The sequence below is a fragment of the Ruegeria sp. THAF57 genome (assembly GCF_903914075.1).
Classification (GTDB): Bacteria; Pseudomonadota; Alphaproteobacteria; order Rhodobacterales; family Rhodobacteraceae; genus Ruegeria.
Genome location: NZ_CAIWNQ010000004.1, coordinates 123,496 through 147,936, shown reverse-complemented (window position 1 = coordinate 147,936; position 24,441 = coordinate 123,496). Strand labels below are relative to the sequence as shown.

Annotated in this window: 20 protein-coding genes and 1 tRNA gene; 14 read left to right on the top strand and 7 right to left on the bottom strand. The window is 57.3% G+C overall.

The window, feature by feature from the left end; translation table 11 throughout:
• The first annotated feature begins 17 nt into the window (after window positions 1-17).
• A complete protein-coding gene (locus RUESEDTHA_RS12010) occupies window positions 18-1,562 on the top strand; it encodes a trimethylamine methyltransferase family protein (RefSeq protein WP_180887090.1) in 1,545 nt (514 codons plus the stop codon).
• A 299-nt stretch (window positions 1,563-1,861) separates the two neighbouring features.
• On the opposite strand, the gene RUESEDTHA_RS12005 is transcribed toward RUESEDTHA_RS12010, so the two are convergent.
• On the bottom strand, window positions 1,862-5,479 hold the full coding sequence (locus RUESEDTHA_RS12005; RefSeq protein WP_180887089.1) for a vitamin B12-dependent ribonucleotide reductase: 3,618 nt from the start codon (window positions 5,477-5,479) through the stop codon (window positions 1,862-1,864).
• A 530-nt stretch (window positions 5,480-6,009) separates the two neighbouring features.
• Between RUESEDTHA_RS12005 and RUESEDTHA_RS12000 the strand changes: the two genes are divergently transcribed.
• Window positions 6,010-6,447, top strand: a complete 438-nt coding sequence (locus tag RUESEDTHA_RS12000; RefSeq protein ID WP_180887088.1) for a hypothetical protein — start codon at window positions 6,010-6,012, stop codon at window positions 6,445-6,447.
• A 7-nt stretch (window positions 6,448-6,454) separates the two neighbouring features.
• Here RUESEDTHA_RS12000 and RUESEDTHA_RS11995 read toward each other — a convergent pair.
• The 4 genes from RUESEDTHA_RS11995 to pdxH form a co-directional block, all read right to left on the bottom strand.
• Window positions 6,455-6,531, bottom strand: a tRNA-Pro gene (locus tag RUESEDTHA_RS11995).
• Window positions 6,532-6,574: 43 nt separating this feature from the next.
• Complete coding sequence (locus RUESEDTHA_RS11990) at window positions 6,575-6,940, bottom strand: DUF192 domain-containing protein (RefSeq protein ID WP_370456787.1); 366 nt, start codon at window positions 6,938-6,940, stop codon at window positions 6,575-6,577.
• 110 nt (window positions 6,941-7,050) lie between these two features.
• Window positions 7,051-7,578: a cold-shock protein gene (locus RUESEDTHA_RS11985; RefSeq protein ID WP_180887086.1), complete on the bottom strand. Its 528-nt coding sequence runs from the start codon at window positions 7,576-7,578 to the stop codon at window positions 7,051-7,053.
• Window positions 7,579-7,699: 121 nt separating this feature from the next.
• On the bottom strand, window positions 7,700-8,305 hold the full coding sequence (gene pdxH / locus RUESEDTHA_RS11980) for a pyridoxamine 5'-phosphate oxidase (RefSeq protein WP_180887085.1): 606 nt from the start codon (window positions 8,303-8,305) through the stop codon (window positions 7,700-7,702).
• Window positions 8,306-8,440: 135 nt separating this feature from the next.
• On the opposite strand from pdxH, the gene fabI reads away from it, so the two are divergent.
• The 5 genes from fabI to trpE all read left to right on the top strand — a co-directional run bounded on the left by fabI (window position 8,441) and on the right by trpE (window position 14,430).
• Window positions 8,441-9,247: an enoyl-ACP reductase FabI gene (fabI, locus tag RUESEDTHA_RS11975; RefSeq protein WP_180887084.1), complete on the top strand. Its 807-nt coding sequence runs from the start codon at window positions 8,441-8,443 to the stop codon at window positions 9,245-9,247.
• A 4-nt stretch (window positions 9,248-9,251) separates the two neighbouring features.
• Window positions 9,252-9,761 (top strand): xanthine phosphoribosyltransferase, encoded by a 510-nt coding sequence (gpt, locus tag RUESEDTHA_RS11970; protein ID WP_170413262.1) that lies wholly within the window; start codon window positions 9,252-9,254, stop codon window positions 9,759-9,761.
• Between the two features lie 46 nt (window positions 9,762-9,807).
• Entirely contained in the window at window positions 9,808-10,983 is a 1,176-nt protein-coding gene (locus tag RUESEDTHA_RS11965) for an aminotransferase (protein ID WP_180887083.1), read from the top strand.
• Window positions 10,984-11,065: 82 nt separating this feature from the next.
• Entirely contained in the window at window positions 11,066-12,907 is a 1,842-nt protein-coding gene (locus RUESEDTHA_RS11960; protein ID WP_180887082.1) for a peptidyl-prolyl cis-trans isomerase, read from the top strand.
• 11 nt (window positions 12,908-12,918) lie between these two features.
• The gene (gene trpE / locus RUESEDTHA_RS11955; protein ID WP_180887081.1) at window positions 12,919-14,430 is read left to right on the top strand and encodes an anthranilate synthase component I; all 1,512 of its coding nucleotides are present in this window, start codon (window positions 12,919-12,921) and stop codon (window positions 14,428-14,430) included.
• Window positions 14,431-14,466: 36 nt separating this feature from the next.
• On the opposite strand, the gene RUESEDTHA_RS11950 is transcribed toward trpE, so the two are convergent.
• Window positions 14,467-15,951 (bottom strand): divergent polysaccharide deacetylase family protein, encoded by a 1,485-nt coding sequence (locus RUESEDTHA_RS11950; protein WP_255431705.1) that lies wholly within the window; start codon window positions 15,949-15,951, stop codon window positions 14,467-14,469.
• Between the two features lie 132 nt (window positions 15,952-16,083).
• Between RUESEDTHA_RS11950 and RUESEDTHA_RS11945 the strand changes: the two genes are divergently transcribed.
• From RUESEDTHA_RS11945 to lexA, 6 genes are all read left to right on the top strand, one after another.
• Window positions 16,084-16,665, top strand: coding sequence for an aminodeoxychorismate/anthranilate synthase component II (locus RUESEDTHA_RS11945; protein ID WP_180887080.1), 582 nt, complete (start codon window positions 16,084-16,086; stop codon window positions 16,663-16,665).
• On the top strand, window positions 16,662-17,681 hold the full coding sequence (gene trpD, locus RUESEDTHA_RS11940) for an anthranilate phosphoribosyltransferase (RefSeq protein WP_180887079.1): 1,020 nt from the start codon (window positions 16,662-16,664) through the stop codon (window positions 17,679-17,681). The genes RUESEDTHA_RS11945 and trpD overlap by 4 nt, the downstream gene beginning before the upstream one ends.
• On the top strand, window positions 17,678-18,490 hold the full coding sequence (gene trpC / locus RUESEDTHA_RS11935) for an indole-3-glycerol phosphate synthase TrpC (RefSeq protein WP_180887078.1): 813 nt from the start codon (window positions 17,678-17,680) through the stop codon (window positions 18,488-18,490). The genes trpD and trpC overlap by 4 nt, the downstream gene beginning before the upstream one ends.
• Complete coding sequence (gene moaC / locus RUESEDTHA_RS11930) at window positions 18,490-18,963, top strand: cyclic pyranopterin monophosphate synthase MoaC (RefSeq protein ID WP_180887077.1); 474 nt, start codon at window positions 18,490-18,492, stop codon at window positions 18,961-18,963. Before trpC ends, moaC begins: the two co-directional genes overlap by 1 nt.
• Window positions 18,960-20,132 carry a gephyrin-like molybdotransferase Glp gene (gene glp, locus RUESEDTHA_RS11925; RefSeq protein ID WP_180887076.1) on the top strand — a complete coding sequence of 391 codons (1,173 nt, stop codon included), beginning with the start codon at window positions 18,960-18,962 and terminating at the stop codon, window positions 20,130-20,132. The genes moaC and glp overlap by 4 nt, the downstream gene beginning before the upstream one ends.
• Before the next feature lie 78 nt (window positions 20,133-20,210).
• Window positions 20,211-20,909, top strand: a complete 699-nt coding sequence (gene lexA, locus RUESEDTHA_RS11920) for a transcriptional repressor LexA (RefSeq protein WP_180887075.1) — start codon at window positions 20,211-20,213, stop codon at window positions 20,907-20,909.
• On the opposite strand, the gene RUESEDTHA_RS11915 is transcribed toward lexA, so the two are convergent.
• Window positions 20,903-22,942, bottom strand: coding sequence for a ComEC/Rec2 family competence protein (locus RUESEDTHA_RS11915; RefSeq protein ID WP_180887074.1), 2,040 nt, complete (start codon window positions 22,940-22,942; stop codon window positions 20,903-20,905). The genes lexA and RUESEDTHA_RS11915 overlap by 7 nt on opposite strands.
• Window positions 22,943-23,020: 78 nt before the next feature.
• Between RUESEDTHA_RS11915 and gltX the strand changes: the two genes are divergently transcribed.
• Window positions 23,021-24,421 carry a glutamate--tRNA ligase gene (gene gltX / locus RUESEDTHA_RS11910; RefSeq protein ID WP_180887304.1) on the top strand — a complete coding sequence of 467 codons (1,401 nt, stop codon included), beginning with the start codon at window positions 23,021-23,023 and terminating at the stop codon, window positions 24,419-24,421.
• Window positions 24,422-24,441: the final 20 nt, after the last annotated feature.

Sequence of the window (24,441 nt, the reverse complement as noted above, 5' to 3'; positions counted from 1 at the left end):
CCTAGCGGAATCTCAACATGAACGATCAATCCCGTAATACTTCGCGCAGCGGCGGACGCGCCGCGCGCCGTGCCGCCCGCGCCTCTGCCCTTCCAGATCATTTGCGCCCCATACGCCCGGGGCTTGAGGGCGGAACCTACAAGCCGTTGACCCAAACTCAGGTTGAACAAATCCACGACGCAGCGCTGACTGCGCTTGAAACGATAGGTTTGGCAGACGCCCCGCAAAGCGGGATCGACTATCTGGTCGGTGCCGGGTGCACATTGGGCGATGATGGCCGCATACGGTTTCCCCGGGCGTTGGTCGAAGACACGATCGCCAATGCCAACCGATCAGTTACCCTGTGCAGTCGTGACGGAAGTACCGATCTTGAACTCTCGGGCACCCGCGTTCACTACGGCACAGCCGGGGCCGCTGTCAGCATGGTGGATGTGCACGGGCGCGGATATCGCGACTCGACCGTACAGGACCTGCACGACGCAGCCCGGATTTGTCAGCAACTGGATAATATCCATTTTGTTCAACGCCCTATGGTGTGTCGTGATATTTTCGATAATCAGGAAATGGACCTGAACACAATCTACGCAAGCTGTTCGGGAACTTTCAAACATATCGGTACATCTTTCACCGAACCCGGTCATGTCGCCCCGGCCGTGGAAATGCTCCACATGATTGCAGGTGGTGAGGACAAGTGGCGTGAACGTCCATTCGTCTCAAACTCGAATTGCTTTGTGGTGCCGCCGATGAAATTCGCCACCGAAAGCTGCGAAGTGATGGAAGAATGCATCAAGGCAGGCATGCCCGTTCTCCTTCTTTCCGCAGGAATGGCCGGAGCGACCGCACCTTCGACCATCGCGGGTGCCATCACGCAAGCCACGGCAGAGTGCCTTGCAGGATTGGTTTACGTAAACGCCGTAAGTCCTGGGGCACCAGCCGTTTTTGGCACTTGGCCGTTTGGTTTGGACCTGCGCACCGGGGCCATGTCCATCGGCTCGGGTGAACAGGCCCTTTTGACCGCAGGCTGCGCCCAGATGCACCAGTTCTACGACCTGCCCGGCGGGGCCGCAGCCGGGGCATCGGATTCGAAACTGCCGGACATGCAAGCAGGATGGGAGCAGATGTGCTCGAATGTCTTGGCGGGGCTGTCTGGGGTTAATATGGTTTACGAGGCAGCCGGAATGCACGCTTCGCTATTGGGATTTTGCTTTGAAAGCCTGATCTTAGGGGACGATCTTATCGGGCAAGCTCAGCGTTGTATCCGCGGAATTGAAGTGAACGAAGAAACGCTGGCCTTGGATCAGATTGCCGAGGTTTGCATGGGCGGACCCGGTCACTATCTGGGAACCGACGCAACACTCAGCCGTATGCAGGCGGACTATGTCTATCCGACCTTCGGAGACAGGACGTCACCTAAAGAATGGGTCGAACTGGGCAGGCCGGACCTGATCGAAAAGGCGACCGCGCGGAAAGAGGAAATCCTGTCCATGCCGTCACCGGCAAAGTTTGATCCACTGCTGGATGCCCAGATTCGCGCCCGGTTCAACATTCACCTTCCGACGTAGCCCAAGAAAAAAAGGGGGCCGAAGCCCCCTTTAAGTTTCGCCATCCAGGCTCATATCGTTGACCGCCCGGTGTTTTTTTGCCTGCGGCCTGGACTGCGCATGGGACGAGCGCACCCGTCCCGTGAAAGAGTGGGAAAGAGCAATATTCCGCCCCACCCTGTTCCCGGTCGACACGGGCATGTCGACCGAGTGGAGCATGGCAGCTTGGGTAAGTCTCAGTGCCTTGCTCCGTATTCGTCGGGACCGGATATCCGGGGGGAAGATCGCGGTCCCTACACCCCGTTGCCGGGGTGTTTGCCTTAGCTACACCCGCTTGTTGCCCCGCAGGTGTTGCATTTCATGCAGGTGCCGTTACGCACCAGCGTGTAATTTCCGCACTCGCCACAAGGATCGCCCTCATAGCCTTGCATCTTGGCTTTGGTGCGGGCGTCCATTCCGGTTGCGACGGCGGTTTCCGCGACCGGGGCCTCAAACGTCGCAGCAGTTTCGGCCATACCGGACAGATCCGCCTGCGGGTTGAACACCGCCAGATCCTGCGGCAACCGCTTGCGTAGATACCCGGTAGAGCTAATTTGTTTCAGCACTTCCAGTGACTTGGACGCCGCAGTATCAGTGACTTCGGAGACATTCGAGACGCCTTCCTCCTCACCGCGGCCCAGATCGTCGAAAGTTGCACCTTCAGGCTTCACATGGGCCAGATCGGTGCGATCCAGATAGCTGACGGCCAGTTCGCGGAAGATGTAATCAAGGATCGACGTCGCGTTCTTGATCGAGTCGTTGCCCTGCACCATCCCCGCCGGTTCGAACTTGGTGAAGGTAAAGGCATCTACGAACTCTTCCAGCGGCACACCGTATTGCAGGCCAACCGAAACAGCAATGGCAAAGTTGTTCATCATCGCCCGGAAACCAGCACCTTCCTTGTGCATGTCGATGAAGATTTCACCCAACTGTCCGTCTTCGAACTCACCGGTGCGCAGGTAAACTTTATGCCCACCTACGATCGCCTTCTGAGTGTAACCCTTGCGGCGATGCGGCAGTTTTTCGCGATGACTGCGGATGACTTCCTTGACGACCACCTTTTCGATGACCTTTTCGGCCAGCACGGTCGCCTTTTCCTGCATTGAGCCGCTTTCAAGAACCTCAGCCGCTTCGTCGTCATCCTCAACCAGCGCCGCGGCCAAGGGCTGCGACAGTTTCGATCCGTCACGATAGAGCGCGTTCGCTTTCACACCCAGCGACCACGACAGTTCATACGCCTGCTGGCAGTCCTCGATGGTCGCGTCGTTCGGCATGTTGATCGTTTTTGAGATCGCGCCCGAGATAAAGCTTTGAGCCGCTGCCATCATGGTGATGTGGCTATCAACCCCAAGGAAACGCTTGCCTTTCTTGCCGCACGGGTTGGCGCAGTCGAAGATCGCATAATGCTCTTCCTTAAGGTGCGGAGCACCTTCCAGCGTCATGGTCCCGCAGACATGGTCGTTGGCTGCGTCGATATCGGCTTTGGTGAACCCAAGGTGACGCAGCAGGTCAAAGGTCGGGTCATTCAGCTTGGTCGCCGGGATGCCCAGAACACCGGTGCAGAAATCCTCGCCCAGCGTCCACTGGTTGAAGACAAACCGGATGTCAAAGGCACTTTCCAGCGCGGCGTCCACCTTCGTCAGCTCGTTCGGACCAAAGCCGTGACCAGTCAGCGACGTATGGTTGATCCCCGGCGCGTTGCCGATGGTGCCATGGCCTACCGCATAACCCACGATCTCTTCAATTTGCGCCGAGGAATAGCCCAGCTTTTCCAGCGCCGACGGCACCGAGCGGTTGATGATCTTGAAGTAACCGCCTCCGGCCAGCTTTTTGAATTTTACCAGCGCAAAGTCCGGCTCAATCCCCGTAGTGTCGCAATCCATCACCAGCCCGATGGTACCGGTCGGCGCGATCACGGTGGCCTGCGCGTTGCGATAGCCGTTCTTTTCGCCCAAGCTCAGGGCATCATCCCAAGTCGACATTGCCAGATCGACCAAGCGCTTATCGGGGCAGTTGCCGTGATCCAGAGGCACCGGCTTCACGGCCAGCTTTTCATAACCCGTCGTGACGCCTTGCGACGCGCGGCGGTGGTTACGAATAACACGCAGCATGTGGTCCGCGTTCCGCTCGTATCCCTTGAACGGCCCCAGTTCACCCGCAATCTCGGCCGAGGTCGCATAGGCCACGCCGGTCATGATCGCTGTCAGTGCACCACAGATCGCCCGACCCTCATCCGAGTCATAGCTGTAGCCCATGTTCATCAGCAGACCGCCGATATTGGCATAGCCCAGGCCCAACGTGCGGAAGTCATAAGAAAGCTGCGCGATTTCTTTCGACGGGAATTGCGCCATCGTCACCGAAATTTCCAGCGTCAGGGTCCACAGACGCGAGGCGTGCATGTAGTCGGCCGCCTGGAACTCACCATCCTTCAGGAAGGTCAGCAGGTTCATCGACGCGAGGTTACACGCTGTATCGTCCAGGAACATATACTCGGAACACGGGTTCGAGCCGCGAATCTCACCATCTTCGGGGCATGTGTGCCACTCATTGACGGTGTCGTGGAACTGAATGCCCGGATCGGCGCAGGCCCATGCCGCATGGCCGACCTTTTCCCACAGGTCCCGCGCTTTGACGGTCTTGGCGACCTTGCCGTCGGTGCGGTTGATCAGCTCCCAATCGGCGTCTTTCTCAACTGCGGTCAGGAACGCGTTGGTCACACGGATCGAGTTGTTCGAATTCTGGCCCGAGACCGAGCTATAGGCTTCCGAATCCCAGTCCGTATCATAGGTGGGGAATTCGATGCTGTCGTGGCCCTGCCGCGCATAATCCAGCACGCGCTTGATGTAAGTCTCAGGGATCGCGACCTTTTTCGCCTCGCGCACAGCGGTCTTCAGGCTGTCATTCTTGTTCGGATCATAAGCGTCATCGGCGGCGCCGTCCCATGAGCGGATGGCCTCGAAAATGCCGTTCAGCATCTTCTCGTGCATCTTCGATCCGGCAACGATCGAGGCCACCTTCTGCTCTTCGATCACCTTCCATTCGATGAATTGCTCGATGTCCGGGTGATCTGCATCGACGATTACCATCTTTGCTGCTCGACGGGTTGTCCCGCCTGATTTGATCGCGCCAGCGGCGCGGTCGCCGATCTTGAGAAAGCCCATAAGGCCCGAAGACTTGCCGCCACCCGACAGCGCTTCGCCCTCTGCACGCAGATGGCTGAAGTTGGTCCCGGTGCCCGAGCCATATTTGAACAGGCGCGCCTCGCGCACCCACAGATCCATGATGCCGCCTTCGTTGACCAGATCATCATCTACCGACTGGATGAAGCATGCGTGCGGCTGCGGATGCTCGTAAGCAGATTTCGATTTTGTCAGCTTGCCGGTTTTATAGTCGACATAGTGGTGACCCTGCGCAGGACCGTCGATGCCATAGGCCCAGTGCAGACCGGTGTTAAACCACTGCGGCGAGTTCGGCGCGGCGCGCTGAGTGGCCAGCATATAGCGCATCTCGTCGAAATAGGCGCGCGCGTCCTCCTCGGTTGAGAAATAGCCGCCTTTCCAGCCCCAATACGCCCATGCACCTGCCAAGCGGTCAAAGACCTGCTTGGACGACGTCTCACCGTCGAACTCGGCACCATCCGCCGGGACAGAGCGCCACAGAAATTCGGGAACGTCTTTCTCTTTGACCTTTTTCAGCTTGGACGGAACACCGGCTTTGCGAAAATACTTCTGCGCAATGACATCGCTTGCGACCTGGCTCCAGCTCGCCGGAACTTCAATGTTATCCAGACGGAATACTATCGTGCCATCCGGGTTCCGAATCTCGGACGTTGCAGACACAAAGTCCAGGTCCGCATAAGCATCCTGCCCCGATGTAGTGAATTTTCTGTCAATCTTCATGTCCGCCGCCCTAGATTCAATCAACTTATTCTTTGGTTTCAGGTCCGAAACTGTAGACCTTCGACCGCGCCAGAAAATTGGGCGCAAAAGACCGTTCGCTGCCTATGACAGCGCAACCCGTCCAAACGGTTGCACGTTAGTATAGCTGTGCTTTCCGACCCTCGCCCTGTACCATCTCTGGATTTACTACCAGATTTAGTGGCACCACCTTCGGCCCATACAAGTTGACGCATTCAGCCATAGATCGTCAACGTCATTTTTCGGTCATTTTTGGAATCTTTACTGTTGACCGGTTCGCATTCTAACGCACTCGAACTTTGGTGGCCGATTCCTCCACAGCTTCATCCACCGCTCTGGGCTGATGAACACATGTTTGGGAGAACCAATTAACTGTGTTGCCTCGTATGGTTATCGGCATTTGATAAACCCGCGCTATGATTGCCGTGTCAAAAAAGAATCGGTGCAAGGATGGTCATGAAGAAAAATTCGGTCGGAAATTTCGACGGGCCAAAAATTGGGCAAGTAGTCTGATGAGATGGGTTGGGTTGGTTCCTCTGATTGGCCTGATCGTGGCCTGTGCACCACAAGATGTGCCCCTTCCATCGCGCAGTGCGCAATTCGAAAACTATCCAGAGCGCTTGTTTAAAACCTTTGAAATTGGATGTGCCGGACCCGGCGAACAGTTTCAACAGCTTGGGAATCGGGTTTTTGAATGCTCCGAGTTGCTGCCCCCGGATACGACGGCTTACCTGATTCTCAATTACGACGGATACCCGCAGGATCTTCCCACAAGCGTTATGAGACTGACGTCGACCAAGAACTCAACCGGGTACCGAGTGGATGCCGATTTATACTTTGACGTACCGCAACGAACAGGGCCTGCCGTTCAGGTCCCTGTGGAAAGCGAAACGCTGGATAAGGCGCTGACAGCGCTTTATCAGGCTATGGGTGGATCACCAGCGATATAAGAAGAAGTGGTCGGGGCGGCAGGATTCGAACCTACGACCCCCTGTACCCAAAACAGGTGCGCTACCAGACTGCGCCACGCCCCGGACCGTGCGCCTTCCTAACGATGCCTTTCTGATTTGAAAAGCCCTAACAGGGCCAAATTGCGGGACCTTGTGCAAAAATTTCGTGCTGCACCTCGGTTCCAAGCGTAATCGAATACCGCGCAGACAGCCCGGCATTGATTTCCAGCACCGCAAACACGGAATCACCGCCTTCAATCGGCGTCAAATCGCCGGGTACTGCGCCCTGATGAATATGTGTGATTACACCTGCCCGGTCGATGAAAATGATATCGAGGGGAATCAGTGTGTTCTTCATCCAAAACACAACAGGTTGTGGAGGATCGAAAACAAAAAGCATTCCCGATCGGGCCGGCAGTGATTCTCGGAACATCAACCCGCGGGATCGCTCTTGCGGCGTGATGGCGAGCTCGACATCAAAACCCGCCTGCATCTTGTCATTCTTCAGGTTAACGCGATCCGCACGGCACGCGGCCAGCGCATCTTCGGTCCATAGCAGAGAGATAAAAGCAAGAACCGTGAGAAACCTAAGCATTGTCCGACTTATTCGTCCAAGGCCGCTTCCCAGGCCAGTACCTGGGCCGCCATACGCCCGCGCTTGCCGTCGATCACGCGCATCGCCAACGCCTCTCCGGGCTGAAGATCAGCCAATCCGGATCGACGCAGAACCTCAATATGGAGGAATACATCTTCGTCGCGCCCAAAGACATTCGCAAAGCCAAAGCCTTTGCCCTTATCGAACCACTTCACGCGCGCAGCTTCCAACGGAGCTTGCGCGATCACCACTGGATCGAGCTCGGCAAAATCGGCAAGCATCATCGAGTCGGTACGCACCGGCGGGTCGACGCTGATCACTTCAACCGCTTGAACACCGCGATCGGTGCGATGCGTCATAATCTCGATTCCCGCGCCGTCAGCTACCGAGCTTTGGCCGAAATTACGCAAAACATTTACATGCAACAGAATATCAGGACCGCCTTCATCGGACACAACGAATCCGTACCCCTTGGCGGGATCGAACCATTTTACGTGTCCACGGACGCGGTACATGCTGTTCAGGTCTTCTGGCACAGTGTTTCCATCGCGAGTTTTAGCACTTCGTTAAGAGTTCGATGTGTATGGGAATGGCCCGCAATTTCAAGCCGAAAAAATCCTTTATTCTCCGAGTCTTGCATTTCACGATACGCGAACGTCATGGATTCAGCCTTTGAATTTGCCAGGGCGAGCCCGAATGATCGCGTTGCCATCGAAACCGATCGTGCAGTCGAAACGCTCCGTCCGCCCAAAACTCGATCTCGACCGGCTCCAGCCTGTAACCACCCCAGAACGGAGGGCGCGGCGGATTCGGCCCTAGTTTCGCCGTTACCTTGGCGACCTCGGCCATCAAAGCCGCGCGACTACTCAGAGGCTGCGACTGCTTCGATGCCCAGGCCCCCAAACGGCTTTTTAAAGAACGGGACGCATAGTATTCGTCTGCCTGCGACCCACTCTCGCGTGTTATTGTACCACGAACTCGGATTTGACGCCGCAAAGATTTCCAATGCATCACAAATGCGGCTTTGCCAGCACTGTCGAGCTCAGCAGCTTTGGTGCTTTCATAGTTTGTGTAGAAAACAAAAGCGTTCTGTTCGATCTCTTTCAACAGAACCATGCGCACGTTCGGCAAACCAGAATCATCCACGGTTGCCAAGGCAATCGCGTTCGGATCGTTCGGTTCACTATCCCTGGCCTCGTCCAACCACCGCGCCGCGATAACAAACGGATCGGTGCCGGCGAAAATGCCGTCTCGTTCGTTCATTTCCATCCCCTGGAAACTCTTGCCTTCCACCCTAGGGCGAGAACCCGCCTCGGGCAAGAGCGCGCGGCCTTGATGCCGCGCATCCAATGGCATAAACCATCTCAACATGACGCGAAGACAGGCGGAGAACCGAACATGTCAAATCAGTTGATGGCCGGAAAGCGCGGCCTCATCATGGGACTGGCCAATGATAAATCAATCGCTTGGGGAATTGCCCGTGCATTGTCAGAAGCCGGAGCAGAGCTGGCTTTTTCCTATCAGGGGGACGCGCTGAAGAAACGCGTCGACCCTTTGGCGGCGCAACTCGGCAGCGAAATCGTACTGCCCTGTGACGTTAGCGATGAAGAGTCGATCGACGCGCTTTTCACAGCGCTGTCGGAAAAATGGGGCAAGCTGGACTTTGTCGTTCACGCCATTGGGTTCTCGGACAAAAACGAACTGCGCGGTCGTTATGTCGATACATCGCGCGCAAATTTCAAGCTGACGATGGATGTTTCGGTATATTCCTTCACCGCCGTCATGCAGCGTGCCGAAAAGATGATGTCTGAAGGCGGCAGTGCCGTCACCCTCACATATTATGGTGCCGAACAGGTTATGCCGCATTACAATGTCATGGGCGTCGCAAAGGCTGCGTTGGAAGCTTCTGTGAAGTACCTGGCCGAAGACCTTGGAAAAGACGGCATTCGGGTCAACACGATCTCGGCCGGCCCCATCAAGACACTGGCCGCCAGCGGCATCGGCGATTTCCGCTATATTATGAAGTGGAACGAATATAACTCGCCCCTGCGCCGCAACGTGACAATCGACGATGTGGGCAAGTCGGCCCTGTACCTGTTGTCAGACCTCAGCAGCGGCGTGACCGGCGAAAACCTGCACGTGGATTCGGGATACCATATCGTCGGCATGAAGGCTGTCGACGCGCCAGACGTTGAGAAGGGTTAACAGCATGAGCGCCAAGGACCGTCTGCCCCACGAAAAAGGCTTTCACATCAGTTGGGATCAGATCCATCGCGATTCCCGAGCGTTGGCGTGGCGACTGGATGGGCAAGGCCCCGACGACGGCGCATGGCGCGCTGTGGTTGCCATCACGCGTGGTGGCATGGCCCCTGCGATGATTGTCAGCCGTGAGCTCGACATTCGAACCGTCGATACCATCAGCGTGCGGTCCTATCACCATCAGGAACAGGGCGAGGCCGAAGTGCTCAAGGCTCCGGACGCGGATTTGATGGGCGACGGAACCGGCGTTCTGATCATCGACGATCTTGTTGACAGCGGAAAAACGCTGGAGCTGGTACGCGCGATGTATCCCAACGCCCATTTTGCGACCGTCTATGCCAAACCCAAGGGTCGGCCAATGGTGGACACCTTCATCACCGAAGTCAGCCAGGACACCTGGATTTTCTTCCCCTGGGACATGGCCCTGCAATATGTCGAGCCCTATCGCGGAACCGACTGACGCCGACGGCCATAACACTCAGTTTTCCAACGGTCAGAGAATACACATGCCCCGGACACGCACTGCCTCAACCTTCGCGCCACCGGTGATGGAGGCGCGGCGTTGGCTGGACGGTGTGGACTTCCCGGAAGATCGCCCGCTTATCAACGTCAGTCAGGCAGCCCCGGTTGATCCACCGCCATTGGCTCTGCGACAGGCCATGGCAGAGTTCGCGATTTCCGAAGATGCGGCCCACCTTTATGGGCCGGTGCTGGGCAATACGAACCTGCGCGATGAACTGGCAGCCCAAATCAGCGCACATTACGATGCAAAGGTTCACTCGGATCAGGTCGCAATAACCTCAGGGTGTAATCAGGCATTCTCGGCGGTGATATCAGCGATCACGGATCAAAACGATGAGGTGATCCTGCCAACACCTTGGTACTTCAACCACAAAATGTGGCTGGATATGGCTGGGGTGCGTGCGGTTGACCTACCGACCGGCGACGACCTTCTGCCCGATCCTGATGCGGCCCGAGCGCTGCTGACCGATAAAACCCGGGCAATTGCGTTGGTTACCCCCAACAATCCGGGCGGCGTTGAATACCCTGCCGATCTGGTGTTGGCCTTCTACCAGCTATGTCGTGACGCTGGTATCCGGTTGATCGTGGACGAGACCTATCGTGACTTTGACAGCCGCAGCGGGCCGCCGCACGATTTGTTTCAGCAGCCGGAGTGGGAAAAAACTCTGGTGCATCTCTATTCGTTCTCAAAAGCCTACCGGCTGACTGGCCACCGTGTTGGTGCAATCGCCACCGATGTCGCGCTTTTGGCTGAGATTGAAAAGTTTCTGGATACCGTTGCGATCTGCCCTGGTCAGATCGGCCAGTTCGCAGCACTTTGGGGAATGAAGAACCTTCCGGAATGGCTTGCGGATGAAAGACAAGAAATTCTGGACCGGCGCGCTGCCATTCAGGAACTGCTGCCTGTATTAACGGACAAGGGATGGCGTCTGCTTGGGCTTGGGGCTTATTTCGCATATTTTGAGCATCCGTTCGACATTCCGTCTGACGAGCTGGCCCGTCGTCTGGTGCCAGACGCCGGTGTGCTGCTGCTGCCCGGCACCATGTTCATGCCCACGGGCGACCCGGCAGGAAAACGCCAAGTACGCATCGCATTCGCCAATCTGGATCGCGCCGGGCTGGGTCAATTGTTCGATCGGCTACAGGCCCTTTCCTTCTGAGCTTGCCCCCCGGCGGTGCGCGTCGTATTCAGGGCCGCAACCGACGGGGCAGTAACCTGCCAAAAAGCACAAAGAGGGCAAAATGGCCGCAGGCATGAAAAACCTTTCGAAGACCTTTGTCTGGATATTGATGGGCCTTCTGATGCTGGGTCTGGCCGGGTTCGGAGCAACCAGCCTGACCGGAACAGTTCGGACAGTGGCGCAGGTGGGCGACGAGGATATCTCGGTCAACGAGTATGTGCGTGAGCTTCAGCGAGAAATCCGTGCCGTCGAAAATCAGACCGGTCAACCGCTGCAAATGTCTCAGGCGCTTGAGATCGGATTGGATCAGCTTGCCCTTTCCCGCCTGACCGCATTGGCCGCGATTGATAACGAAGTTGGCTTGCTGGGCATTTCGATCGGCGACGAGAACCTGCAGAAGGAAATTCTGGCGATCCCCGCCTTTCAGGGCGTCAACGGCACGTTCGACCGCGAGGCCTATCAGTTCCAGCTTGAACAGGTCGGCATGACCGACACTGAGTTCGAGACCGACCTGCGCAAGGAATCGGCCCGTACCATCGTGCAGGGCGCAATCATGGGTGGTGTTGAGATGCCGCAGACCCTGACCGATGTCCTGACGGATTTCATCGGCGCACGGCGCAGCTTTACCGTTGCTACGCTGGCACCTGATGCCCTGGCGACGCCGGTTGCTGACCCGACGGACGCGCAGGTGCAGGCGTACTATGATGAGAATTCCGACCAGTTCACCCTGCCCCGCACCAAGCAGCTAACCTATGCAATCCTGTCACCTGACATGCTGTTGGACAGCGTCGAGGTTGACGAGGATTCGGTTCGCCGCCTGTATGACCAGCGCTCGGCTGAGTTTTTGCAACCCGAACGCCGCTTGGTCGAACGCCTTCCCTTCCCGTCCGAGGAAGAAGCAAAAGACGCAATGGCGCAGCTTGAGGTCGGTGGCACGTCTTTCGAGCAACTTGTTCGCGACCGCGAGCTTGAACTTAGCGACGTCGACCTTGGCGACGTGACCCGTGAGGATCTGGAAGGTGCCGCCGACGCTGTTTTCGCGGCAGAACTGGATACCGTCGTCGGACCTTTGCCGTCGGTTTTCGGCCCTGCCTTGTTCCGGATCAACGGATCGCTTGCTGAAAACAACACCTCGTTTGAAGACGCCGCCCCGATCCTGCGAGAAGAACTGGCAGCGGATCGCGCCCGCCGTCAGATCGAGGCGCAATCCGAGGACATCAATGACTTGCTGGCTGGTGGTGCCACATTGGAAGAACTGGTTGCGGAAACCGAGATGGAGTTGGGCCAGATCGACTGGACACGCCAGAGCGAAGACGGTGTTGCCGCCTATGAAGGTTTCCGTTCCGCCGCCGAAGCTGTTCAAGAAGATGACTTCCCCGAGGTTGCTTTTCTGGAAGATGGCTCGATCTTTGCGATGCGCCTGAACGAAGTGCTGCCCCGCCGACCTGAACCTCTGGACACAGCCCGCGAACGCGTGGCCACGGCGTGGACCCTGGCCGAAACCGGCAAAGCCCTTGAAGAACAGGCAAACGTGGTTCTGGAACAACTGAAGGAAGACGGCGACTTTACCGCCACGGGCCTGCCGTTCCGGGTGGAAAATGCCCTTACCCGCACGGCCTTCCTTGATGACGTGCCAGCCGACTTCATGACGCAGGTATTTGAGATGGAGCCGGGCGAACTGCGTGTAGTTCCCGGCGCGGGAACCGCCCTGATCGTGCGTCTGGATGAGTTGTTGCCGCCAGATGAGACTGACGAGCTGCGTCAGGCGCAAGAGGCATTGGCCGCCCAGTTGAATCAAGCTCTGGCACAGAACATTTTCGACGTGTACGTCCGCGATGCACAGGTGCGCGCGCGCCCCGTCGTGGATCAACGTGCCCTGAACGCCGTGCAAGCGAGCTATTAAAGAGACCAAAGATGGCCCTTACCCCAGAATTCGACAGTTTCGCGCGCGCTTACGAGGCGGGTGAAAATCAGGTCGTTTACACGCGTCTTGCCGCTGATCTGGACACTCCGGTATCGCTGATGCTGAAGCTGACCGGCGCGCAAAAAGATGCATTTATGCTGGAATCGGTGACTGGCGGCGAAGTCCGTGGACGGTACTCGATCATCGGTATGAAACCTGACCTGATCTGGCGATGCCAAGGTGAAACCTCGGCCCTGAACCGCTCGGCGCGGTTTGATCCCGAAGCGTTTACCGCGCAAGACGGCAACCCAATGGACAACTTGCGGGCGCTGCTGGCGGAAAGCCGGATCGCGCTGCCCGAAGACCTGCCGCAGGCCGCTGCCGGATTGTTTGGTTATCTGGGCTATGACATGGTTCGTCTGGTCGAATATCTGCCCGATGTGAACCCGGACCCGCTTGGCCTGCCGGATGCGGTCATGCTGCGCCCTTCGGTCGTTGCTGTGCTTGATGGCGTAAAGGGCGAGGTAACCGTCGTGTCGCCAGCATGGGTCAGCGAAGTGCAATCCGCAAAAGCAGCCTACGCTCAGGCGGCAGAGCGCGTGATGGATGCGGTGCGCGATCTTGAACGCGCCATGCCTGCCGAAACACGCGATTTGGGGGATGCGTCCGAGGTCGCAGCGCCGGTATCCAACTTTACCAAATCTGGCTACATGGAAGCTGTTGAGAAGGCCAAGGAATATATCCGCGCAGGCGATATCTTTCAGGTCGTTCCCGCGCAACGCTGGACTCAGGATTTCCCGCAGCCGCCCTTTGCGCTTTACCGGTCCTTGCGACGCACAAACCCGTCGCCCTTCATGTTCTATTTCAACTTCGGCGGTTTTCAGGTTGTTGGTGCCAGCCCCGAGATTCTGGTTAGGGTGTTCGGGGATGAGGTTACAATCCGCCCGATCGCCGGAACCCGTCCGCGTGGCGCGACCCCCGAAGAGGACAAGGCCAACGAAGTAGATCTGCTGGCCGACAAGAAAGAGCTTGCCGAACACCTGATGCTTCTGGATCTGGGCCGTAACGATACCGGTCGGGTCGCAAAAATCGGCACGGTGCGTCCGACAGAAGAATTCATCATCGAACGCTACAGTCACGTCATGCACATCGTCTCCAACGTTGTCGGTGAACTGGCCGATGACAAAGACGCATTGGACGCGTTTTTTGCCGGAATGCCGGCTGGTACGGTCTCGGGCGCGCCCAAAGTGCGGGCGATGGAAATCATCGACGAGCTAGAGCCTGAAAAGCGCGGGATTTACGGCGGCGGCGTGGGGTATTTCAGCGCGGGCGGTGACATGGATATGTGCATCGCGCTGAGAACGGCGATCGTGAAGGACCATAAACTTTATATTCAGGCAGGCGGCGGTGTTGTCTACGACAGCGACCCCGAGGCTGAATTCATGGAGACCGTCCACAAGTCGAACGCGATCAGGCGCGCAGCAGCAGATGCCGCGCGATTTACGGGCAGCGGGAACAGCTAAGCCAGAGGCCAATCGAGAATTGGCCTCGTAGCAGTATTATTGAACTTCTTGCATCATGACTGCTGAGATTGGTGCCATGGCGACCCGGCCACCACGATCTTCCAGCCCCCACAACAGCAAGGCTGAGATCGTGTCGGGGCGCAACCTGCCAAGCATGACGACGGTTCCTTCCTGACCGGCACGAAACGCGGCTTGATCCAGAAAACGACGCATGATTTTCGGGTCCTGCCGGGCACCATCTATGTCACGAAAGATCACACCCGACGGAATACCGTTTCGCGCAGCCAGTTTCTGCACCGTGTTCAGACCATTATCCTGCGTAATCAACCCACGCCCCGTGCCACCAGCAATCGCGGCCACCTGATCTGCGAGTTTTCTGTTGCCCTGAATCCCGGTCTCAACCCCTTCTAGAATACCGACGGTTTCGGGCAGCATATCCAGCCAGACAGACAAAGAAACTTCCGCATCCTGTGCGCTCGCCGCTTTGGGCAAATCTGCCATGGCCAATACCTCAAACCCTGCTGCACGGTGCTTGGCCATCTTTTCGGCAGCGTCCGGATCAGCAGGACTAATGGCAAAACTGATTGGGTACGGAAAATCCTGCAGCGCCTCGGCACCGAACGCGCCTTCGTCGTCGATCAGAATGATGGACATCAAGGGTTTCGCATCGGGATTTTCAAACTCAGCCGAATACGCTTCGATCGGTTTTCCCGCGACCACGGCAGTTCCGTCAGCCGATTCAGCGATTGGCGCGTCATCGCGTTCGGTCAAGGGTACAATCCGCTTGCCGACCGAAATCGAGCTTACATCGGTCTGCTCTCCTCCGATCTGGGGAACCGACGCAATTCGCGGCAGTTCAGGCGGCGCGACCTCTTCCTCACCTTCAACCGCGATCGGATTATCCTGCGGAAGGGTTTCGTCCTGATCCAACGTTTCGGCATCTGCAACTTCATCGCTTTGATCCTGAGGAATTTCTTCCACTTCGGCCTCTTCAACCACAGGCGCAGGCGGTTCAGGGGATTGTTCAGCCACCTCCGGACCCGTTTCTTCCAGCGGAGTATCAGGCAACGGTGCAGGTGCTTGCGGCGCAATTGGAGCTTCGGTCGACACGGTCACATCCTGTGCTTCGGACGGTTGCGCCGCCTGTTCAACCTGAGTCGCCGTATCCTTGACCTGAGGCTGCGTGTCAGTGGCGGTTTCCGCCTCATCCAAACCTGCCAAGGTATCGGCCTGTTCCTCAGCTGGTTCAGCTTCTTTTGGTGGAACTTTGACAAGCCCGGCATCGGAAACGCTTTCTTCCACTTCCGAGTCGCTTGAAACCGATTCCACCGGCGCCGGTTCCGGAGCGTCCTCGGCGACAATGGGTTTTCTGGTCAAAGGTGTATTCAGGGACAAAACTGCACCAAGCAGTAACACAACGACCGCGCCTGCGATCATTCCACCCACAAATCCGCCCATAACAATTGCCTCTCGTCTAATTCCTGCTTCGACCGCCAGTGTGCCATCTTGCGCAGCACTCACCTGCCGGTTCGTCAAGAATGGGATGTCCTCTTGACGCTGCCCCGCAAGCCTGAGCATGTATGTGCAAACATTATATCGCGGCTCGGGGCTGCATCGCCAGCCCGAAATGCCCAATCCGAGACAAGTGCCCAAATGCTGCTGCTCATCGACAACTATGACTCCTTCACCTACAACCTCGTCCATTATTTAGGCGAGCTTGGCGCTGAAATGGTCATTCGCCGAAACGACGCACTGGACGTGCAGGAAGCGATGGCCATGAACCCGGCCGGTATCCTTCTTAGCCCCGGACCGTGTGATCCCGATCAGGCCGGAATATGCCTGGCCCTAACCGAAGCGGCGGCTGAAACCGGAACGCCGCTGTTAGGGGTTTGCCTGGGGCATCAAACGATCGGGCAAGCGTTTGGGGGAAACGTCGTTCGCTGTCACGAAATCGTACATGGCAAGATGGGCACAATGCACCACACGGGCAAAGGCCTGTTCGCGGCACTCCCCTCACCCTTTGAAGCAACGCGGTATCATTCCCTGATCGTAGACCGGAATACATTGCCCGATTGCCTAGAGGTCACCGCCGAATTGGAAGATGGCACCATCATGGGTCTACAACACAAAGAACTGCCTATCCACGGGGTTCAGTTCCACCCCGAATCCATCGCTTCCGAGCACGGTCATGCCATGCTCAAGAATTTCCTGACTGAAATGAAAGTCCCTGCATGAGCGACGCCCTTAAACCGCTGATCGGTGCCGCGGCCGACCGGCCCTTGTCCCGTGCCGAAGCAGAACAAGCCTTTGGCATCCTATTTGACGGTGCAGCCACCCCCAGCCAGATCGGTGGGCTGCTAATGGCCATGCGCACACGGGGTGAAACCGTTGAGGAATACGCGGCAGCCGCAGCAGTGATGCGCGCAAAATGCAATGCCGTCAAAGCCCCGGCGGGCGCGATGGATATCGTTGGCACCGGAGGTGACGGCAAAGGGACGCTGAACATATCAACCGCGACTGCGTTTGTCGTCGCAGGTGCCGGTGTCACGGTCGCCAAGCACGGCAACCGCAATCTCAGTTCAAAGTCTGGTGCGGCTGATGCGCTTGGACAACTGGGAATCAACGTGATGGTCGGCCCACAAACCGTTGAAAGGGCAATGGAAGAGGTCGGCATCGGTTTTATGATGGCCCCGATGCATCACCCCGCCATTGCGCATGTCATGCCCACCCGCCAAGAGCTGGGAACACGGACGATCTTCAACATTCTCGGGCCGCTGACCAATCCTGCAGGGGTCAAACGGCAACTGACCGGTGCGTTCAGCCGCGAATTGATCCGCCCTATGGCCGAAACCCTGGGTTTGTTGGGATCAGAGCACGCCTGGTTGGTCCATGGCTCTGACGGAACCGATGAACTGACCATTACTGGCGTGAGCTGGGTTGCCTCAGTCGAAGACGGCGTAATCAAAGAAGTTGAGCTTCATCCCGAAGATGCCGGACTGCCGGTTCATCCTTTCGAGGAAATCATCGGCGGCACCCCCGAAGAAAACGCCATCGCCTTCCGCGCTCTACTGGACGGTGCGCCGTCAGCCTATCGTGACGCGGTCTTGCTGAACGCCGCCGCGGCGCTGGTTGTGGCGGATGCGGCTGGCGACTTGAAGGAAGGTGTGGCCAAGGCTGCCGAAAGCATCGACAGCGGGCGCGCCAAAGAAAAAATCGCGGTACTGGCCCGCATCACTCAGGAGGCCGCATGACCGAGACGGTACTGGACAAGATCAAGGCTTACAAGCTTGAAGAAGTTGCATCAGATAAGACGCACAAGCCACTGGAAACATTAGAGAGTGAGGCCAGGTCTGCCCCGGAAGTTCGCGGTTTTGCGAAAGCACTCCAAACCGCTGCACGTCAGGGCTATGGGCTTATTGCAGAAGTCAAGAAAGCCAGCCCGTCCAAGGGCTTGATCCGTGCCGATTTTAATCCTCCTCTACTTGCGCAAGCTTATGAGGAAGGCGGTGCAGCTTGCCTTTCCGTTCTAACAGACGCACCCAGCTTTCAGGGTGCCAAAGAATACCTGACCCAAGCGCGCGAGGCTTGTGGGTTACCCGCGCTGCGCAAAGACTTCATGTATGATCCGTATCAGGTCGTCGAAGCCCGCGCATTGGGCGCAGACTGTATCCTGATCATCATGGCCTCGGTCGAGGACGACCAAGCCGCTGAGCTTGAGCAGACAGCTTTCGATTGGGACATGGACGTGTTGATCGAAGTTCACGATGAAGCCGAGTTGGAACGCGCAACCAAATTGAAAAGCCCGCTGATTGGAATAAACAACCGCAATCTCAAGACGTTCGAGACCACTCTTGATACGACAAGACGCCTGTCCAAGCTGGTACCGGCGGATCGGACGATCGTATGTGAAAGCGGCCTCAGCACCCCTGGCGACTTGGCGGATATCGCCCGCTATGGCGCGCGCAGTTTCCTGATTGGTGAAAGCCTGATGCGGCAGGACGACGTTGCGCTTGCCACGCGCACCCTTTTGGCGAACCCACTGATACCCGGAGTGATGTGATGCCTTTGACGCATTTTGATGCCCAGGGTCAGGCCCATATGGTTGACGTTTCGGACAAGGCTGTAACCGACCGCGTTGCCGTTGCCGCAGGAAACATCAAGATGGGGCAGGAAACCTTTGATTTAATTTCCGAAGGTCGTGCAAAAAAAGGGGATGTGCTTGGTGTCGCTCGATTGGCGGGGATTATGGGGGCGAAGAAAACGCCAGACCTAATTCCTTTGTGCCATCCCTTGCCTGTGACGAAGGTGGCCGTTGAACTGACGTTAGATCCCGATCTACCCGGAGTTCAAATTGAGGCCACCGTAAAAACATCCGGGCAAACCGGAGTGGAGATGGAGGCGCTTACAGCGGTTTCTACCGCCGCCCTGACGGTGTACGACATGACCAAAGCCGTGGACAAGGCGATGGAGATTGGCGGCATTCGAGTCATCTTGAAAGATGGCGGTAAATCAGGACGTTATGAGGCGTCATGATTACGGTTGAAGACGCGCGTGCACTGCTTTTCGATCTGGTGGAACAACAGCCCATCGAAACGGTTCCGCTGGCGCAGGCCGCTGGACGTGTGTTGGCGCAAGATATCGCCGCGACGCGAGATCAGCCGCCCTTTGCAGCCTCATCCATGGATGGATATGCGGTCAAATCGTCCGAAGTGGAACCGCACGCGATGTTCAAGATCGTGGGGGAATCCGCTGCCGGACGCCGATACGAAGGCCAGGTCGGTGCCGGACAGGCCGTGCGTATCTTCACCGGTGCCCCGGTTCCAGAAGGCGCTGATTTCGTTGTAATTCAAGAAGATACGGAACGCCGTGAAGATCTTCTTACGATCACCGACGATCCCGGCCCCAAGGATAACATCCGCCCGTCTGGCGTGGACTTTAAAGCTGGCACCAGGATCACGTCGCCTCGACTTTTGCGGCCCGAAGACCTTGCGCTAATGGCCGCCATGAATGCCGCTGCGGTTCCCGTAGCTCGCAAACCGTCGGTTGCCCTGATTTCGACCGGAGATGAGCTGGTGATGCCGGGTGAGGTTCCCGGACCGGATCAGATCATCGCCTCAAATACGTTTGGCCTCAAGGCGTTGCTCGAAAAAGCTGGGGCGGATGTTAGAATCCTGCCCATTGCGCGCGATACAATTTCTTCGCTGGAGGCCGCTTTTGACCTCGCACAGGGGGCTGACCTTGTCGTCACCATTGGTGGGGCATCGGTTGGGGATTACGACCTGGTCTCCGAGGCCTCAACCGGTTTGGGCATGGAAAGGTCCTTTTATAAAATCCGAATGCGGCCCGGAAAACCTCTGATGGCTGGCCGGCTGGGGGACATACCGATGGTTGGGCTTCCGGGGAATCCTGTCAGCGCAATGGTTTGTGGGTATTTGTTCCTAGTTCCCATGGTCTACCGCATGTTGGGAATTGAACAGGCTGTACCCTCCTTCCGCAACGCTGCACTGACAGCACCGCTTGCTGAAAACGGCCCGCGCGAGCATTACATGCGAGCGGTTCTGGACGAAAACGGCATCCGGGCTTGCGATGATCAGGACAGTTCGCTGCTTAGTGTTTTGGCCCATGCAAACGCATTATTGGTCCGCGACCCCAATGAACCGGCACGCGCTGCCGGAGAAATAGTCAGGTACCTGCCTATCTGAACGGCGCGCAAATCCATTGACACAAAACGTGAACATGCGTAGAACAAAATAAAACGCATGACCGACGAGGTGTGAGCAATGCTGACCAAGAAGCAGTTGGATTTGTTGGAATTCATCCACAAACGCGTGCAAGCGGATGGTGTTCCCCCCAGTTTTGACGAGATGAAGGCCGCATTGGACCTCAGATCCAAGTCAGGCATCCATCGACTGATTACCGCGCTTGAAGAACGCGGGTTTATTCGTCGATTGGCGCATCGCGCTCGTGCGATTGAAATCGTCAAGCTACCGGAAAGTCTTGGCGGTGAGCCAACGGTTGCTTTCAAACCCCGCGTGATTGAGGGCGACAAACCTCAAGGCCCGAGACCAGCGAACTTTGAACCGGTGACGGTCGACGCCATGGAACTGCCGGTAATGGGCCGTATCGCCGCCGGTGTGCCGATCGAAGCGATCAGCCATGTGTCGCATCGCGTTGCTGTCCCCGGCAGCATGGTGTCCGGCAAAGGCGAACATTATGCGCTGGAGGTGCGTGGCGATTCGATGATCGACGCGGGCATCAATGATGGTGACGTCGTTGTGATCAAAGAAACCTCTGTCGCGGATAACGGTGATATCGTTGTGGCCCTTGTTGAAGATCAAGAGGCGACTTTGAAGCGGTTCTTCCGCCGTGGTCACGCTATCGCACTGGAGGCCGCCAACCCCGCCTATGAAACCCGCGTCCTGCCCGAAGAAAAAGTCAAGGTCCAAGGCCGGCTGGTTGGTTTGATCCGCAGCTACTGATCGAACTTGTGGTCCTTGTCCTCAATCGGGGACCACAGTCGGTTGCCAATTTCATCTCTGCTGGTTCTGAACGTGTTGCCGTGGAGCGCAAGGCTCCCGGTTTTCGAAAGGCGCTGAGGGTCAAATATCTGGCAGTTGCCCGGCAGGTCCATGGAAACAGCGGATATGATGATCTGATGCTCGGCACATTCGTCAAACGCGCGCGCGGCGCGTTTGCCGGTGATATGGATCAGCTCTTTGCCACGCCACAAATGGCGTTGAACCAAGTCTGAACCCTGAGGCCAGCGATCTGCCGATTGAATCTGATCCACACCATCCCCGTCATTCTCTAACCAGACCGTAGCGACAAAACCGCTGCCTTTCCTTTTGCTCACCGCCCTGCCCTTGTCCGTCATGACGCCAACAAGACCTCCGGATTCCGCGACCAGGACTTCGGGGCGATCACCCTGCCCCCAAAGAAGGAACGCGGCTAGGATCACCACTCCGCCGATCCACCGCGCGGACCCAAGCCATAGCGCTAGCCACAATGCGCCCAGTGCGAACATCGGCAACACATAAAACGGCGGGCTGACCACGTGACTTTGCGCGCCATCCAATCCGGACACCCAGTCCGATACTGTCAGAATCCATTCAAGCCCAAGGCCCATTACACCCAACGCCACCCCCTCAAGCCCAAACGGGGCGAGCAACGCGGCGACCACCGCCGACGGAACCACTACGGTTCCCATCACGGGAACAGACAATATGTTGGCCAACAACCCATAATGCGACAAACTGTTGAAATGCGCGGCGCCAATAGGGGCAGTTGCAATCCCGGCAATGGCAGACGACAAAAGTAAGCCAATTACAGGTTTAAACCATTTTGGGCCCGGCAAAGGGCCATAGTCGCGCAATTCACCAAACACCGCGACCAACGCCGTTGTTGCGGCGAATGACATCTGGAATCCCGGACTCAGCAGAGTTTCCGGCCGCAAACACAGGACAATAAGGGCCGCAACCGCAACAGCTCGCAGGGAAATCGCGCGGCGGTCGATAAGAACGGCGACCAGCATGACACTTGCCATGATGAAGGCGCGTTCGGTGGCGACATTTCCGCCAGACAGCATCAGATAGATGACAGCCGCAAGCAATGCGCACAGCGCCGCCGATTTACGGACCGGCCACCTGAGGGCAATCACGGGCAACGCCGACAGCGCGATCCGGCAGGTAACAAATACAAATCCCGTCAACAGCCCCATGTGCAGGCCAGAAATCGCAAGAAGATGGGCAAGGTTGGACGCGCGCAGGGTTGTCAGCGTTTCTTGCCCCATACCGCTGCGGTCGCCGGTAGTCACAGCGGCCGCGAACCCTCCGACCTCACCCGGTAGTTTCGTTCGAACATGGTTGGATATCGCCATGCGCCATGCGGTAATACGCAGTCCAGTTTCGTCAGCAGCGGAAGCCGTCAGAACAGGAACCCGGGTATACCCAACAGCCCCGAGCCCCTGAAACCACGCGTGACGGCGAAAATCGAAGCCCCCCGGCTCAACCGGGCCTTGCGGAGGCGATAGGTGACCTGTGGTCATGATCCTTTGCCCCGGCGACATTGATACATCCGTGCCGTGCAGAGACAGGCGTACGCGCTGGGGGCGCAGAGCCTCTGGCACATCATTCAGCCGCACGTGATCAAGTGTCACCCGCAGCGCGTCAGAGGCGGAACGATCAATTGCAACCACGCGCCCTTCGATCGGACCATAGTACCGCCATCCAAGAACCGGTTCCGCTACAGAGTGCGCCCGCGCACCTGCCAGAACAAACCCTGCCGCAACAAGCATACCGCCAATCGCCAAGGACACCCAGACCGAACGCCAGTGTCTGACAGCCCACGCGCCCACAGCGATGACGCCCAATAGAGCCCCATAAACGTGCCATCCCGGTTCAAGCCTGAGCGAGAAATACAGCGCAATGCCAATGGCAAGACATACCGGAGACCACTGGAACAAATGACCCGTCTGGTGCAGCAATGACGCCTCGACACGTGCCAGAACACGCATGGTTGCCCCCGTCCCTCCGGCTCGTTAGACAGGCGCCAAACTATGCCCGACACGGTTACCAAAAGGTTAATCCACACAATGTCCGATCAGGTCGTCACTCGTTTCGCCCCTTCACCCACCGGCTTCTTGCACATCGGCGGCGCGCGTACTGCGCTGTTCAACTGGCTTTATGCCCGCGGACGTGGTGGTAAGTTTCTGCTACGGATCGAAGACACCGACCGCGAACGCTCAACCCCCGAAGCGACAGCGGCAATCTTGCAAGGCATGGCATGGCTGGGGCTGGATCATGATGGCGACGTGATCAGTCAATTCGAAGGTGCCGACCGCCACGCCGAGGTTGCTCGTCAATTGCTGGCCGAGGGCAAGGCTTACAAGTGCTTCTCAACCCAGGATGAGATTGCCGCGTTTCGTGAACAGGCCCGCGCAGAGGGCAAGTCCACCTTGTTCCGCAGCCCTTGGCGCGATGCAGATCCTGCGACCCACCCGGACGCGCCCTTTGTGATCCGCATCAAGGCCCCGCAAGACGGTGCAACCGTGATCCGCGATCAGGTGCAGGGGGATGTAACCATCCGTAACGATCAGTTGGACGACATGATCCTGCTGCGCTCGGACGGGACGCCGGTCTATATGTTGGCCGTGGTGGTGGACGATCACGATATGGGCGTCACCCATGTGATCCGGGGCGACGACCACCTGAACAACGCCGCGCGCCAGATGATGATTTACGAGGCGATGGGATGGGACGTACCGGTCTGGGCCCACATCCCCCTAATCCACGGACCTGACGGCAAGAAGCTGTCCAAACGCCACGGCGCATTGGGTGCGCAGGAATATCAGGCCATAGGTTACCCCGCTGCCGGGATGCGCAACTACCTCGCGCGGCTGGGTTGGAGCCATGGGGACGATGAGTTCTTTACCGACGAACAGGCCAAAGAATGGTTTGATCTTGACGGAATCGGCAAAAGCCCGGCCCGTTTCGATTTGAAAAAGCTAGAGAACCTGTGCGGCCAACACATAGCCGTTGCAGATGATGCTGCATTGCGGCAAGAGATCGAAGCCTATCTTGCCGCGGCCGGATTGCCTGCTCTCAGCGACACACAATCCAGTGATCTACAACGTGCGATGTATTGCCTCAAGGATCGGGCCCGAACCTTTCCTGAACTCCTTGAAAAAGCGCAGTTTGTATTGGCATCCCGCCCCATTCAGCCAGATGAGAAAGCCCAAAAAGCCCTTAACTCTGTATCCGATGGTATACTGAATGAATTGACGCCGCAGTTGCAAAATGTTAGCTGGTCGCGAAACGAACTGGAGGATGCCCTGAATTCCTTTGCGGAAGCGAATGGGCTGAAGTTCGGCAAGCTGGCTGGACCCTTGCGGGCGGCCTTGGCGGGTCGGGCGGTGACACCTTCGGTCTTTGACATGATGCTTGTGTTGGGGCGAGAAGAAACCCTTGCACGGCTTTCTGATGCAGCAAGTTAAACCAAAGCTTCACATTTGGG

Bases quoted from the DNA above. Each gene is read 5' to 3' on its own strand.
- RUESEDTHA_RS12010 (WP_180887090.1), top strand. From the start codon at position 18: ATGAACGATCAATCCCGTAATACTTCGCGCAGCGGCGGACGCGCCGCG.
- RUESEDTHA_RS12005 (WP_180887089.1), bottom strand. From the start codon at position 5,479: ATGAAGATTGACAGAAAATTCACTACATCGGGGCAGGATGCTTATGCG.
- RUESEDTHA_RS12000 (WP_180887088.1), top strand. From the start codon at position 6,010: ATGAGATGGGTTGGGTTGGTTCCTCTGATTGGCCTGATCGTGGCCTGT.
- RUESEDTHA_RS11990 (WP_370456787.1), bottom strand. From the start codon at position 6,940: ATGCAGGCGGGTTTTGATGTCGAGCTCGCCATCACGCCGCAAGAGCGA.
- pdxH (WP_180887085.1), bottom strand. From the start codon at position 8,305: ATGAACGAACGAGACGGCATTTTCGCCGGCACCGATCCGTTTGTTATC.
- fabI (WP_180887084.1), top strand. From the start codon at position 8,441: ATGTCAAATCAGTTGATGGCCGGAAAGCGCGGCCTCATCATGGGACTG.
- gpt (WP_170413262.1), top strand. From the start codon at position 9,252: ATGAGCGCCAAGGACCGTCTGCCCCACGAAAAAGGCTTTCACATCAGT.
- RUESEDTHA_RS11965 (WP_180887083.1), top strand. From the start codon at position 9,808: ATGCCCCGGACACGCACTGCCTCAACCTTCGCGCCACCGGTGATGGAG.
- RUESEDTHA_RS11960 (WP_180887082.1), top strand. From the start codon at position 11,066: ATGGCCGCAGGCATGAAAAACCTTTCGAAGACCTTTGTCTGGATATTG.
- trpE (WP_180887081.1), top strand. From the start codon at position 12,919: ATGGCCCTTACCCCAGAATTCGACAGTTTCGCGCGCGCTTACGAGGCG.
- RUESEDTHA_RS11945 (WP_180887080.1), top strand. From the start codon at position 16,084: ATGCTGCTGCTCATCGACAACTATGACTCCTTCACCTACAACCTCGTC.
- trpD (WP_180887079.1), top strand. From the start codon at position 16,662: ATGAGCGACGCCCTTAAACCGCTGATCGGTGCCGCGGCCGACCGGCCC.
- trpC (WP_180887078.1), top strand. From the start codon at position 17,678: ATGACCGAGACGGTACTGGACAAGATCAAGGCTTACAAGCTTGAAGAA.
- moaC (WP_180887077.1), top strand. From the start codon at position 18,490: ATGCCTTTGACGCATTTTGATGCCCAGGGTCAGGCCCATATGGTTGAC.
- glp (WP_180887076.1), top strand. From the start codon at position 18,960: ATGATTACGGTTGAAGACGCGCGTGCACTGCTTTTCGATCTGGTGGAA.
- lexA (WP_180887075.1), top strand. From the start codon at position 20,211: ATGCTGACCAAGAAGCAGTTGGATTTGTTGGAATTCATCCACAAACGC.
- RUESEDTHA_RS11915 (WP_180887074.1), bottom strand. From the start codon at position 22,942: ATGCGTGTTCTGGCACGTGTCGAGGCGTCATTGCTGCACCAGACGGGT.
- gltX (WP_180887304.1), top strand. From the start codon at position 23,021: ATGTCCGATCAGGTCGTCACTCGTTTCGCCCCTTCACCCACCGGCTTC.